The sequence below is a fragment of the Beijerinckia sp. L45 genome (assembly GCF_009765775.1).
GTDB lineage: Bacteria > Pseudomonadota > Alphaproteobacteria > Rhizobiales > Beijerinckiaceae > RH-AL1.
The window spans coordinates 1-13259 of record NZ_LMUU01000027.1 but is presented as its reverse complement, the minus strand read 5'-3'; the positions used below and the strand labels follow the sequence as shown (position 1 = coordinate 13259).

The 13259-nt window shown below is 65.3% G+C and carries 13 protein-coding genes; 4 read left to right on the top strand and 9 right to left on the bottom strand.

Annotated elements, in window-relative coordinates:
* Positions 1-39 precede the first annotated feature (39 nt).
* The gene (locus tag GSQ79_RS01675) at positions 40-846 is read left to right on the top strand and encodes a pentapeptide repeat-containing protein (RefSeq protein ID WP_158807003.1); all 807 of its coding nucleotides are present in this window, start codon (positions 40-42) and stop codon (positions 844-846) included.
* 138 nt (positions 847-984) lie between these two features.
* On the opposite strand, the gene GSQ79_RS01670 is transcribed toward GSQ79_RS01675, so the two are convergent.
* A complete protein-coding gene (locus tag GSQ79_RS01670) occupies positions 985-1191 on the bottom strand; it encodes a hypothetical protein (protein WP_158807002.1) in 207 nt (68 codons plus the stop codon).
* Positions 1192-1464: 273 nt separating this feature from the next.
* On the opposite strand from GSQ79_RS01670, the gene GSQ79_RS01665 reads away from it, so the two are divergent.
* The 3 genes from GSQ79_RS01665 (at position 1465) to GSQ79_RS01655 (ending at position 4357) form a co-directional block, all read left to right on the top strand.
* Positions 1465-3564, top strand: a complete 2100-nt coding sequence (locus GSQ79_RS01665; protein ID WP_158807001.1) for a methyl-accepting chemotaxis protein — start codon at positions 1465-1467, stop codon at positions 3562-3564.
* A gap of 124 nt (positions 3565-3688) precedes the next feature.
* Positions 3689-3841, top strand: a complete 153-nt coding sequence (locus tag GSQ79_RS01660) for a hypothetical protein (protein ID WP_158807000.1) — start codon at positions 3689-3691, stop codon at positions 3839-3841.
* A gap of 261 nt (positions 3842-4102) precedes the next feature.
* Positions 4103-4357: a hypothetical protein gene (locus GSQ79_RS01655; RefSeq protein ID WP_158806999.1), complete on the top strand. Its 255-nt coding sequence runs from the start codon at positions 4103-4105 to the stop codon at positions 4355-4357.
* 70 nt (positions 4358-4427) lie between these two features.
* Here GSQ79_RS01655 and GSQ79_RS01650 read toward each other — a convergent pair whose 3' ends face one another.
* From GSQ79_RS01650 to GSQ79_RS01615, 8 genes are all read right to left on the bottom strand, one after another.
* On the bottom strand, positions 4428-5030 hold the full coding sequence (locus tag GSQ79_RS01650) for an SOS response-associated peptidase family protein (protein ID WP_158806998.1): 603 nt from the start codon (positions 5028-5030) through the stop codon (positions 4428-4430).
* A gap of 202 nt (positions 5031-5232) precedes the next feature.
* Positions 5233-6825, bottom strand: coding sequence for a gamma-glutamyltransferase family protein (locus GSQ79_RS01645; RefSeq protein ID WP_158806997.1), 1593 nt, complete (start codon positions 6823-6825; stop codon positions 5233-5235).
* Positions 6826-6837: 12 nt separating this feature from the next.
* On the bottom strand, positions 6838-7716 hold the full coding sequence (locus GSQ79_RS01640) for an ABC transporter permease (protein WP_158806996.1): 879 nt from the start codon (positions 7714-7716) through the stop codon (positions 6838-6840).
* The gene (locus tag GSQ79_RS01635) at positions 7713-8660 is read right to left on the bottom strand and encodes an ABC transporter permease (protein ID WP_158806995.1); all 948 of its coding nucleotides are present in this window, start codon (positions 8658-8660) and stop codon (positions 7713-7715) included. Before GSQ79_RS01635 ends, GSQ79_RS01640 begins: the two co-directional genes overlap by 4 nt.
* 25 nt (positions 8661-8685) lie before the next feature.
* Positions 8686-10188: an ABC transporter substrate-binding protein gene (locus GSQ79_RS01630; RefSeq protein ID WP_210252982.1), complete on the bottom strand. Its 1503-nt coding sequence runs from the start codon at positions 10186-10188 to the stop codon at positions 8686-8688.
* The gene (locus GSQ79_RS01625) at positions 10185-11273 is read right to left on the bottom strand and encodes an ABC transporter ATP-binding protein (protein WP_158806994.1); all 1089 of its coding nucleotides are present in this window, start codon (positions 11271-11273) and stop codon (positions 10185-10187) included. Before GSQ79_RS01625 ends, GSQ79_RS01630 begins: the two co-directional genes overlap by 4 nt.
* Positions 11270-12265, bottom strand: a complete 996-nt coding sequence (locus tag GSQ79_RS01620; RefSeq protein WP_158806993.1) for an ABC transporter ATP-binding protein — start codon at positions 12263-12265, stop codon at positions 11270-11272. The genes GSQ79_RS01625 and GSQ79_RS01620 overlap by 4 nt, the downstream gene beginning before the upstream one ends.
* Complete coding sequence (locus tag GSQ79_RS01615) at positions 12262-12981, bottom strand: FadR/GntR family transcriptional regulator (protein WP_210252981.1); 720 nt, start codon at positions 12979-12981, stop codon at positions 12262-12264. Before GSQ79_RS01615 ends, GSQ79_RS01620 begins: the two co-directional genes overlap by 4 nt.
* Positions 12982-13259 lie beyond the last annotated feature (278 nt).

Here is a 13259-nt window from a genome sequence, read left to right as displayed (position 1 = left end):
TCTAAGGCATCATCGATCATAAGACGCGGGGGAAATACGATGCGCAACATTGGCGCCGCCACGGTCCTCTGGGCGGCCCTCACGGGACCGGGCCTGGCGATGAGCCCGGCCGACCCGGACATGGCCGCCGACGTCACCGTCGATCAGGTCAGGAGCGCGCTCGCCGCCGCGACGCCGGGCCATCCGGCCAGTTTTGCCGGCAGGTCTCTGCGCAACCTCGATCTTTCGAAGCTCGACTTCACCGGCGCCGATCTGAAGGGCGCGAACCTCTATGGCGCAAAACTCGCCGACGCGAACATGACCCGCGCCGATCTCTCCGGCGCCAACCTCAATCTCTCCTGGCTCATCCACGCGAATTTTACCGACGCCGACCTGACGGATGCCAGTCTCGTCGCGCCCGTGGTGGCGCAGGGCCTGTCGGCGACCGCCGGCGAAATTCCGATCTTTAAGGGCGCCAACATGACGGGCGCCCGCGTCCAGGCCCGCTTCACAGGGGGCGATCTTCGCGGCGCCAAATTCGTCGGCGGGGACATCTCGGCGCATCTGAAAAACCAGTCGATGGGCCTGATGCACACCGAAATGGGCAGCGCCAACCTCGAAGGCGCGGACTTTTCGAAGGCCAACATGGGCCACGTGGATATGAGTTTCGCCGATCTGAAAGGCGCGTCGTTTGCGGGCGCCGACCTGTCGCGGGCGGTCCTGACCGGGGCCGATGCCAGCGGCGCCGACTTTACCGGCGCCGACCTGACCGGGGCGGAACTCGACAGCACCAATCTTTCAGGTGCGAAAGGCCTCGACCAGGCCAAAAACCTCGACAAGGCGCGGGGCTACAAGGCTGCGCCCTGAGCCCTGGCCGAGCAACGTGGCTTGGCAAAAGCTGGACGAGATCGCAGTCCTGGCTCTGCCGTGACGCTCGTCGAACGGTCAGGACCGGCCGGACGTCGACCTCCGGCCATCCCAAGGACAAAGGTTTTGCGAGATTCGCTAGTGGTTCTCGGCACGCCAGGCATCGATCGCCTTGCGCGTGGCGTAAAGCGAGCCGTCGCGTGCACGCGAAAGCGGCAGGCGACCCGCCTTGCCGAGGGCCTTGACCTCGGCCTTCGTCAGGCCGGCGGCGACCGCTATTTCGGCGATGCCGTTCAAATATTCATGCTGGTTGTCTTGCGCGGTCGGCGCGGGCTGGGCGGTCATACTGGGTCCGGTAGGTACGATTGAAGACTCCTAAACTGATGATTTTCACGATTCGAGACAAGAGGGGCAAACGGATTTAACGCCAGAAATCGCGCGTGGCCCGACAATTTGGGCCGATCTCGGCAAATCGCAGGCATTTGACGCCCAATTCGCTGCTTCACGGCCACAGGCCGCCGTCAATCGCCCGATTGGCGGAAAGCCCAAGGCGCCGCGCTATCTGATCGTTAATTGAAATCATGGAGACTTTTAACGCAGAAGCTGCGTGCGGGCCCTATGACGAGACGCTTTACGCCAACCATCGCCTTCACGTCGAAGCTGCTTTTCGGCACGATGATCCTATTGATGGTCGGCGCCGTCGCGATGCCGCTGTCGAGCGATATCACCGCACAGCTCGAGGCCGCCCGTATCGTCCGGAACACGACGATCGCCCGAAAAGTCTTCGTCGCTCTGCAGAACAGCCGGATGCAGCGCGGCCCGACCCATGCGGCCCTGCGGTCCGCGGCGCCCGCGAGCGACCGTTTCCTGAAGCTGATGGATCATTATCGCGCGATCGAGACCCCGGCGTTGCAGGAAACCTTGCTGGAATGCGGGTCGTTTCCGTGCATCGACGACCGCGCGGTGAGCGGCGGGCTGAGCGCCGCGGTCGAACGGCTAGGGGAGACGCGCCGCGCGGTCGATGAAAACCTGCGCAAGCCGGCGGCAGACCGCCGCCAGGACCTTCCGGACCTCTTCGACCGCCAGGCGACGGAGGTCGTCGACCGGCTGCAGGCGATCTCACTCTCGCTCGGCGCGCGCATCCAGCGGGCCGACCCGGAGACCGCGGAGCTCATCGAAATCAAGGAGCTTGCATGGCTCGCGCGAGACGGCGTCGGGCTGGAGCGCGTGCAACTCACCGATTCTCTCGCCAATTTCGTCATGACGCGCCCGCGTCAGGAGCTCTATCAGCGTCTGCGCGGCCAGGCCGACGGCAGCTGGTCGATGGTCCGCGGGCTTGCCGCCCGGCCGGGGACAGCGCCCGAAATCGCTGCGGCGGTCGCCGATGCCGACGTGAAGACGTTCAAAATCTTTCGTCGACTCAGCGACAGTCTGTATGGCGATCTGATGGACGGAAAGTCCTCCAACGTCACGATCGAGGAGCTGACGGAGGTGTCGTTCGACGCCTTGGAAGCGCTGACCGAAGTGGCCGGCACCGCGATGCAGGTCGCCGAGCACCGGGCGGTCGAGCGGCAGCAGGTCACCCGCAATGGGCTCGTGTTTCGTATTTCCGCCTTGGTGCTGTCGTGCCTCGTGGGCATTGCCGGGCTGATCCTGATCAACCGTCGTCTCATCGCGCCGATGCGGTCGATGACACGCGCCATGGGGCGCCTCGCCGGCGGCGACGAACGGGTCACGATTATCGGGGCAAACCGTCCCGACGAATTCGGGGCGATGGCCCAGGCCTTCGAAATCTTTCGACAGACGATGATTCGCGGCAAGACCCTCGAGCGCGAAGCCGACGAGACGAAGCGTCGGATGGCGGAAGAGAAGCGGCAGGCCCTGGCGGAGCTTGGAAAGTCCTTCGAAAGCACCGTCAGCGGTCTCGTCAGCACGCTCGCGATCGGCGCGGCCGAGCTGAAGACAACCGCTCTGGAAATGTCTCAGACAGCCGACATCACCCGCGAACGCTCGGTGCTTGTCACGACCGCCGCCGCGAGCGCCGCGCGCAACGTCGAGGCGGCGTCGCGATCCTCCGAGGAACTGTCCGCCTCGGCGCAGGAGGTCGGCATCCAGATCACGCAGACGACGACGATCGCGGCCCAGGCGGTTGTCGACGCCCGGCGAAGCCACGCGACGATCGAGACACTCGTCGCGGAGGCCTCGGCGATCGGCAGCGTCGTCAGCCTGATCAATGAAATCGCCTCGCGCACCAATCTCCTCGCGTTGAACGCGACCATCGAGGCGGCCCGCGCCGGCGAAGCCGGACGCGGCTTTGCCGTCGTCGCGTCGGAAGTGAAGGAACTCGCCCACCAGACGATCCGGGCGACCGCGCAGATCCGATCGAAGATCGAGGCCATCCAGCAGGCGACCGGGAGCGCGGTTTCGGCGATCGCGTCGGTTTCCGCCGTGGTCGACGAAGTGCACTCGATCGCGCGCTCCATCGCCGCCGCTGCCGAGGAACAGCGCGCCGCCACTCACGATATCGCGAGCGAAATGGCGGGTGCCGCGCTCGGCGCCAGTGTGCTGACCGAGGAAACCGCACGCGTGCGCGAGACCGCCAGTCGCACCGGCCTCTCGGCCGGCCGCGTCTTGACTTCGGCGGCGGACCTGGCCCTGTGTTCCTCGGCGCTAGAGGGCGAGGTGCGGCGTTTCCTCGATCATCTGCGCTCGGCGTAACAGGCTGCCGGGCCGCATCGCGACGATCATTGGCGCCTTCATGGCAAGGGCCACGCTGCGCTGACCTGGCGCGCAGTGCGCGTCCGATGTGCCGGGGCCACTTGCAGACGAGGACGAAGCGACGATGGCGAAGAAAAACGCGGCCCTGCTGGTGATTGTGCTCATGCTCGGCGGATGTGCCGGGAGCGGATCGCATGCCGACGACGGCACCTACCGAAAGCGGGCGCTTTGTCAGGAAACCTCGATCGGGTCCGACGCAAAATCCGTTTGCTACTAAATCAATCTTTCGAACTTCCGGCCCGTACCCGGTTCGGGCGCCCGAAGGAGATCGGCTACCGCACCGGTCCGCAACACGGCAGCAACCGTCTGTTACAAATCGGATTTTTGCGCTCGTGTCGTGGTCTGGCGAAGCAGTTTAATTGTGCGCTATTCAGCGATAGCCGACACGGTTGGGCGTCCGATAAAGACGAGAGGGGTTGCCAGCGGCAGCAGCTTAGCTATACGTTAATCACTCCTGCAGAAACGGGGGTTATTCGGGATGGTTCAAGCAGTCGACCTTGCCGATTTCGGTACGACGGAAGCCGCGATTATTAAGCGCGCTTATTCCAAGATCTTCGGCGATCTGATAAAGACCGGCGACGTGGATGAGACGACGCAAGATCTACTGGCGGGCTCGATTATCGTCGAGGCGCGAAAACACGTCGAGGCGGGCCGGAGCCTGCGTCATGACCGCGATGCCGAGCTGATCGCGCATAAGGTCCATGAGGATCTGTTCGGCCTGCACAGCCTCTAGCGCCAGCCGACATCGCTTCAGGTTCTGTCGGGAGGACGCTTCCGACAGAGCCCATCACCCGCGAGCGGTTTCAGAATGGCCGTTCGACCAGAAGATCGTCGCGCGGCAAACGAATGAGATTGATCGCGGCCTTCGCGTGCGTCGTGTCGTCGAGCCAGAGATCGTAGTCGTCTTCTCCGACGATCGCGGGCATCCGCCCGTTCGCGCTGCCGACCGTCACGCCCGCGGGAATGGTCAGGATCGTCACGGAAAGGCCGGCACCTTCCGGCCTGATCAGCGCGGCGAGCCCGAGCATACTGCCGTCATATGACCCGTAGGACGACCGGACGATGTCGCCGTCAGGTCCGAGTCCCTGCTCGTAGAAGACATCGACGGGCACCAGACAGCGGCCTTCCCGGAAAGTTTGGGATGGCGTGTCGAGATTGATCGATTCCGAACGATGGCTCGTCATCGGGAAGACGCCATGCCGCATCTTGAAGCCGAAATTCGCCAACCGCAGAATGGATCGGCCGACGGTATCCCATCCCACTGTTGCGACGAGGCTTCCGGCTTCGAAGGTCACGTCGCTCGCCCAGGACGCATAGGCGTTAGAAACCTGAAATTGGCGATACAGTCGGCCATGCTCGTATCTGAGCTGAAATGCATTCGCCATGGCGGCCCGTTCTGACTTCAAGCAGCCGGTCCTTCGTGCCGACCTTGCATGGTCGCCATCAGGGAGCCGTTACCAGTCAGATCACGAGCCGCGGAGCGGCGCGCATTGCCTTCGAACTGTGTCTAACAATGTGTATAGCCGGTTTCTGACTGTCACACATCACATATTCATCGCAGCAGACGCCGCCGAATGGCGATGCGCCTGCGCGGTCGCAAGCGGCCTATCAATAGGCGACGGCCTGTCCGTCCTTGCGCGGATCGGAGCCGGCAACATAACCGTCCTTCGTGCGCAGAATGATTTGCGCGCCGCCAAAGCCGAAAACGCCGTTCGCCGGCTGCACCTCGATGTCGTGGCCGCGCGCGCGCAGCGCCGCGACGACATCGGGGTCGAAACTGCTTTCGACCGCCACCTTCAGGCCGCCTTCGAGGCGCCAGCGCGGTGCGTCGGCGGCGGCCTGCGGATTCTGGCCGTAGCTTAGGATGCGCAGCATCATCTGAAGATGGCCCTGCGCCTGGATCGGGCCACCCATCAGGCCGAAGGCCATCAGCGGCGTGCCGTCGGCGTTCATCGCGAAGCCGGGGATGATGGTGTGGAACGGCCGCTTGCCGGGAGCCACGACATTGACGTGGGCGGGATCGAGCGAAAAACCGACGCCGCGGTTCTGCAGGCTGATTCCGGTGCCGGGCACGACCACGCCGGAGCCGAAGCCCATGTAGTTCGACTGGATGAAGGAGATCATCATGCCGCCCTCGTCCGCCGCGGAGAGGCAGACGGTGCCGCCCGGCTTCGGCGTGCCGTGGCCGGGATCGACGGCGGTGGGGCCGACGAGTGCGGCGCGCTCGCGGAGATAGGCGGGATCGAGCAGATGCGCGGTCGGCACGCGCATGTGGCCTTCATCGGCGACATGCTGGTTGAGGTCGGCGAGCGCCAGCTTCATCGCCTCGAGCACGATGTGCAGCGTTTCGACGCTATCGACGGGATGATCGCCGATGCCGAGGGCTTCCAGAATGCCGAGGCCGCTGAGCGCGGCGATGCCCTGGCCGTTGGGCGGCAGTTCATGCACCACGGCGCCGGCGAAGGGCACGGAGATTGTGTCGACCCAATCGACGGTGTGGCTCGCGAGATCCTCGAGGCTCATGACGCCGCCGCAGGCAGTGGAGAAGGCGACGATCTCGCGGGCGAGCTCACCGCGATAAAAGGCTTCGCCCTTGGTCCGCGCGATCAGCTCGAGACTGCGGGCGTGGCCCGGCATCTTGATCCGTTCGCCGGCCTTCGGGGCGCGGCCGTTGGGCAGGAAACAATCGGCGAAGCCTGGCTGATCCTTCAAAGCCTCGCCGCCCTGACGCCACAGCTCGGCGATCATGGGGGTGACCTGAAATCCGTCGCGAGCATAGCGGATGGCCGGCTCCGCGAGCGTGGCGAAGGGCAGCTTGCCGTAGCGGTCGGACAACGCGACCCAGTTCGACACGGCACCGGGGATGGTGACAGCATCCCAGCCCCGCACCGGCATGGTTTTGCGCCCCGCAAAATACGCCGGCGTCCAACCAGCCGGCGCACGACCGGAGGCATTGAGGCCCTGCAGTTTGCTGCCGTCCCAGACGATGGCGAAACCGTCGCTGCCGATGCCGTTGCCGGTCGGCTCGACCACCGTCAGGACCATGGCGGCGGCGATCGCCGCATCCACGGCGCTGCCGCCGCGGCGCAGCATTTCGAGTCCCGCTTGGGCTGCCAGCGGCTGCGAGGCCGATACCATATTGCGGCCCATCACCGGCGAGCGGGCGGACGAGTAAGGGCGGCTGAAGTCGAGGGTATGCATGAAAAATCTCTGTCAGTGTTGGCTTTTGGGGTCGAGCGCGTCGGACAGGCCGTCGCCCAGCAGGTTGAAGCTGAGGACGGTGATGTAAATGGCGGCGCCGGGCGCAAGTGACATCCACGGCGCCTGTTCCATGAAGTTTCGGGCTGCGTTCAGCATCGATCCCCACGACGGGTAGGGCGGTTGCTGGCCGAGGCCGAGGAAGGAGAGGCTGGCTTCCGCAAGGATCGCGGACGCGATGGTCAGGGCCGCCTGAACGACCAGCGGCGAAAGGATGTTGGGTAGCACATAGCGGGCGATGATCCACCGATCGGGAAGGCCGATGGCGCGGGCGCCCTCAAGATAATCCTCGTGGCGGATGGACAGCACCTGGCCGCGCGTCAGCCGCGCGAAGATCGGCATCGCGGATAGGCCGATGGCGATCATCGCATTGATCAGGCTCGGCCCGAGAAAGGCGCCGAGCGCGATGGCGAGCACCAGGAACGGGCAAGAGAGCAAAGCGTCGACGATGCGCGAGATCAGCGCGTCGAGCTTGCCGCCGAAATAGCCGGCGAGCAGGCCGAGCGGCACGCCGATCGCCATCGCGATGGCGACGGAAATGCCGCCGGCGACGAGCGACCCGCGCGCGCCCCAAATCAGGCGCGACAGCAGGTCGCGGCCGAGTTCGTCGGTACCGAGCCAGAACAGCGCCGACGGCGGCTTGCGGATCACGAGAAAGTTGGTCTTGATCGGATTGTAGGGCGCGATCCATGGCGCGAAGATCGCAGCGAGCGCGAACACGATTAGAATGCCAGCGCCGATCATCGCGCCCTTATTGCCGAGGAATTTTTGCAGCGCGCGCGAGGTCGAGCGGGGGCGGAACAGGATCGGGCTGACGGTCTCGATCATCGTCATGATGCCGTCCTCAGCCGCGGATTGATGACGCGGTAGAGGACGTCGGCAAGCAGATTGAGCAGGACGAAGCCAACGGCGACGCACAGCACCACGCCCTGCACAACGGCATAGTCGCGGTTGAACACGGCATCGACGATCATCTTGCCGAAACCGGGAATGCTAAAAACCTGCTCCGTCAGCACGGCGCCGCCGAGCATCTCGCCGAACAGCAGTGTGGTCAGGGTGACGATCGGCATCAGAGCGTTGCGGAAGGCATGCTTGAGGACCACGGAACGGGGCATCAAGCCTTTCGCGCGGGCGGTTCTGACGTAGTCGGTGCCGAGCACGCTGAGCATCGCGCCACGCGTGTGCCGCATGAGCGTGCCGGCAAGGCCCACGCCGACGACGAAGGCCGGCAAGATCAGCGTCTTGAAGTTCTGCACGGGGTCGTCGAACAGCGGCACGAAGCCGGAGGCCGGCAACCACTTCAGTTTGACGGAAAACAGCATGATCAGCAGAATGCCGAGCCAGAAATGCGGGATCGAAATGCCCGACAGCGCCACGATATTGGCGCCGTAATCGAGCGCGGTACCCTTGCGCAGCGCCGCGATGATTCCGGCGGGAATGCCGATGGCGAGGGCGATGATCAGAGCCAGGGCGGCAAGCTCCAGCGTCACCGGCAGCTTCGAGGCGACGAGGGTGGTCACGGGCTGCTCGGTGCGCAGCGACATGCCGAAATCGCCTTGCAGGAGGCCTCCGACCCAGCGGATGTACTGGATCGGGATCGGCTGATCGAGATGGTATTTTTCATGCAGCAACGCGATCACGGCAGGGTCGCGCTCTTCGCCCGCCATCGCCAGGATCGGATCGCCGGGCAGCAGCTTTTGCAGCGTGAACACGAACAGCGAGATGAGGATCAGCGTCGGGATGGCGCCGACAAGCCGCCGCGCGATGAAAGCGATCATGCGCGTTGTCCGTAGGCGCCGGTCGTCACGGCTTCGCCTCGACGTCCTTCAGGCGGATCAGCCCATCCGGATTCGGGACGAAGCCCTTGATCTTGTTTTGCATCACGATCAGCCGCGGCTCGAAATAGAGGTCGATGCTGGGCATGTCGTCGGCCAGGATCGGCAGCGCCTGCGCGTAAAGCGCCTTGCGCTGCGCCAGGTCGGTCGTCGTGCGCGCCGTGTTGAGCAGATCATCGAGCTTGGGATTGCAGTAATGGCTGTCGTTCTGGCTGCCCTTGCAGGTCAGAAACTGATGGATGTTGCCGTCCGGACCGGGGCGGCCGGACCAGTACTGCATGCTGGCCTGGAAGCGTCCGGTTTGCTGCTGACTGAGCAGCGTCGCGAATTCGGTGGCGACGAGCTTGACGTTGAAGCCGGCTTCGCCGGCCATCGCCTGGATGATCTGGCCGACCTGCTGAGTGATCGGGCTGTTCGACACCGTCAGTTCGACATCGAGTGGCGTCTTCACGCCGGCGGCGGCGAGCAGCGCTTGGCTCTTCGCCACGTCGCGGGCGGGAAGCGCGAAACTTTTGTCGACGAACGGGCTCGTCGGCGGGAACGGCTGGTTACTCGGCGTGTAGAGGCCCTCGAACACCACGTCGTTGATCGCCGAACGGTCGATCGCCAGCTCGAACGCCTTGCGGATGCGCTTGTCCTGGCCGATCGGCGTCTTCGCGCGGTCGCCGTTGGCGACGTTGAAGGTAATGAAGGAGAAGCCGAGGCCGGGATTGTTGAAGACGTGAAGGCTCTTGTCATCCTTCACCGTCTTGATGTCGGTCGGCGCCACGCGCTCGATGATGTCGAGATCGCCGGCGCGCAAGTTGGCGAGCCGCACCGACGTGTCGGGAATCGGCAGGAAGACGACCTTGTCGAAATGATAGGCCGCCCTGTTCCAGTAGCCGTCGAAGCGGGTCAGCGCGATGCGGTCCTGCTGGACGCGCTGGAGAAACTTGTAGGGGCCCGAACAGACCGGCTTGGCGCCGACGTCGCCGGTCGAGGCCTTTGGTGCCAGCATCATCCCGGCGCGGTCGGAGAGCTGGGCGATCAGCGTGGCGTCGGGCTGCTTCAGGTTGATCGCGACGGTTTTGGCATCGACAACGTCGACGCTAACGATCGAGGCGATCTCGCTCTTGCGCAGCGACTCCGGCAGCGTGCGCGAGCGGTCGAGGTTGAATTTCACCGCTGCCGCGTCGAAAGGCTCGCCGTCATGGAAGGTGACGCCGTCGCGCAGCGTCATCGTCAAAACCTTGTTGTCGGCGCTCCAGGTCCAGGCGGTGGCGAGCTGCGGCACGAAGGTCAGGTCGGGCGCGACGTCGACGAGCTTGTCGCAGAGCGCCGTGAAGACCAGGCGCGAGGCGTAGGTGCGCGAGCGTGCGGGATCGAGGAAGTCGGGATCGTCCTGGATGCCGATCTTGATGGTGGTTTCGGCGAAAGCGGCCGTGCTGGCGAGCAGGGCGAGCGCGGCAATCAGAATCCTGAGGCGTGTCACGGGTGGCTCTCCATCGTCGCTTGAGCGGTCTTGAACAGGTCGAGCCGCGTAACGTATGCGGCGCTGGCTGGCGGCGGCGCGAGGCTGCCGGCTCCGGCATTCGCCAGCTCTTTCCAGAAATGGCAGGCGACATGACGATCGTCATCCAACCGCTCGAAGACCGGCTTTTCGTCCCGGCACAGCGGCCGCCCATGCGGACAGCGCGTGTGGAAGCGGCAGCCGGACGGCGGCGCCGTCGGGCTTGGCATCTCGCCGCTCAGGATCGCGCGCGGCCGCCTCAGGCCGGGATGGCTGACCGGCACCGCGGTCATCAGCGCCTGCGTATAGGGATGCAGCGGCGTCTCGAACAAAGCGTCGACCGGCGCCAGCTCGACGATCTCGCCGAGATACATCACCGCGACGCGATCGCTCATGTGGCGGATGACGCCGAGCCCATGCGCCACGATCAGCAGCGTCAGGCCGAACTGATGTTTCAAGTCCTCCAAAAGGTTCACCACCTGCGCCTGCACCGAGACGTCGAGGGCCGACACCGGCTCGTCGCCGAGGATCAGCCGCGGCTCCGAGGCGAGCGCCCGGGCGATGCCGATACGCTGGCGCTGACCGCCGGAGAATTCGTGAGGGTAGCGGCCGGCCTGCTCCGGCGCGAGGCCGACGGTCTTCAGCAGGTCCGCCACGCGGGCGCGCCGATCCGCGCGGCTCATGGTGGAATGCAGCCAGATCGGCTCGCCGACGATGGCTTCCACGCTCATCCGCGGGTTGAGCGAGGCGAACGGATCCTGGAAAATGATCTGCAGGTCGCGGCGCACCTGGCGCAGCGCGCTCGCGCTAAGATTTCCGAGATTACGACCATCATATAGGACGTCGCCCGATGTCGCCGGCATCAGGTTCAGCAGGAGGCGGCCGAGCGTCGACTTTCCCGAGCCGGATTCGCCGACCAGCGCCAGCGTCTCGCCCTTGCGGACCGCGAGCGAGACGTCGGTGACGGCCTGCACAGGGGGCTTGGCGCGCTGGAGAAAGCCGGGCGGCGTGGCAAAATGCTTGGTGAGGTGGATGGCCTCGAGGATCGGATGCGCGGCGAGGCTCACGCCGCCGCACCCAGATGCTGCTCCAGCGGCGCGCGGATGCAGGCGACGTCGTGGCCCGGCGTGATCGCGCGCAACGGCGGGCGCGCCGTGCGGCAGGCCTCGACGACGAAGGGGCAGCGGGTGGCGAAGCGGCAGCCCGGCGGCATCTCGGCCGGTGTCGGAACACGGCCGGCAATCGTCGCAAGTCGCCCGCCGCGTGGACCTTGGGAGGGCATCGAGCCCATCAGGCCGATCGTGTAGGGATGCTGCGGATCGTCGAACAGGGCCGCCACCGGCCCGCTTTCGACGATGCGGCCTGCGTACATCACCGCCACGTCGTCGGCGACTTCCGCGACAACGCCGAGGTCGTGGGTGATGAGGATCATCGCCGTGCCGGTCTCCGCCTGCAACGTGGCGATCAGGGACAGGATCTGCGCCTGGATGGTGACGTCGAGCGCCGTCGTCGGTTCGTCGGCGATGATCAGCGCCGGCGCATTGGCCAGCGCCATGGCGATGACCACGCGCTGGCGCAGGCCGCCGGACAGCTCGTGCGGATAGGCGTCGAGGCGCCGCGCGGCATCGGGCACGCGCACCGTCTCCAGCATCGCCAGAGCGCGCGCCCGCGCCGCTTTGGCGGAAAGGCCCCGGTGGCGGGCGATGCTTTCGGCAATCTGGTCGCCAATGCTGAAGACAGGGTTCAGCGCCGTCATCGGCTCCTGAAAGATCATCGCCATCCGGTTGCCGCGAATGTCGCGCCAATGCTTTTCGTCCCGCCCGAGCAGGGGCGCGTCGAGAAACGTCGTCGCCGTCGCCGCGACGGTGGCATTGGACGGCAGCAGCCCCATCAACGCCATGGAGGTTACGCTCTTGCCACAGCCGGATTCCCCGACGATGGCGAGCGTGCGGCCGGCTGCGACGTCAAGGGAAATGCCGTCGATGACATTGGCCGGAGCGCCACCGAAGCGAACCGTCAGATCGCGCACGCTGAGGACGTCGCGGAGACCTGCGGTCACGCACGCCCCTCCAGGTCGCCGTGAATGGTGTCGTCGAGAGCTTTTTGCAGGGTGCGAAGGTGGCTGCGCATTGCCGCGGCCGCGGTGACCGAGTTGCGCTCGGCGATGGCATCGACGATCAGGTCGTGATCGCGCATGTATCCGGTCCGCAGGTCAGCGGTGCGGGCCCGCTGCCGCAGCGCCTGCCATGTCGGATCGACGCGGATCGTGTCGACGAGCTCGAAAATATCCAGCAGCAGGCGGTTGCCGGCGGCTTCGGCGATGCCGCGATGGAAGGCGCTGTCGCAACGCTCCAACTCGTCGGGGTCGTCCCCGGCGCGCTGCTGCTGCGCCGTCTGTTTGGCGAGGCGCCGCAGCATCGTCACCTGCTCGGGGCTGGCCCGGACGGCGGCCAAGGCGGCAAGCGAGGGCTCGAGATGGAGCCGCGCCTCCATGACCTCGCTCAGATTGGTTCGGCTCGAAAGTGTCGCGACGTTGAGGGCAGCGCCGCGGCGGATCGGCCCGACGAACGTCCCCTTGCCCTGACGGCGCCAGACCAGGCCCTCCATCTCGAGAATTGAAAGGGCACGGCGCACCGAACCGCGACCGACGCCAAAATCTGCGGCAAGGTCGCGCTCCGGCGGCAATGGCCGCTCGGGATCGGACGCGTGCTGCACGAGCAGTGCTCGCAAACCGTCGAGCGCGCGCTTCGAAGCGGAGTCGATGCTCGCGCTCAACCTTTGATCGTTGGTTTCACAGGCTGGATCTACCATGGTGACTTATAAAGGCTTAAAAACATAAAGAGGTCTAGGGTCTGAAGGTTGTGAAGCCTCTTGGCAAGGGTCGTACCAGTTTTAAATTGGTTCGTTGAATCGACGTGAACCTCATTCGCCTTTGATGACGCGGGTCAGCATGCCGGCGTGGTCGTCCGCGTTTCCGACGTTGACGATGGTGACGTCCGGATCGACGCCCGCGATCGATCGGGTCAGGCGCGCTTCGAGCGAGCCGTCGCTGG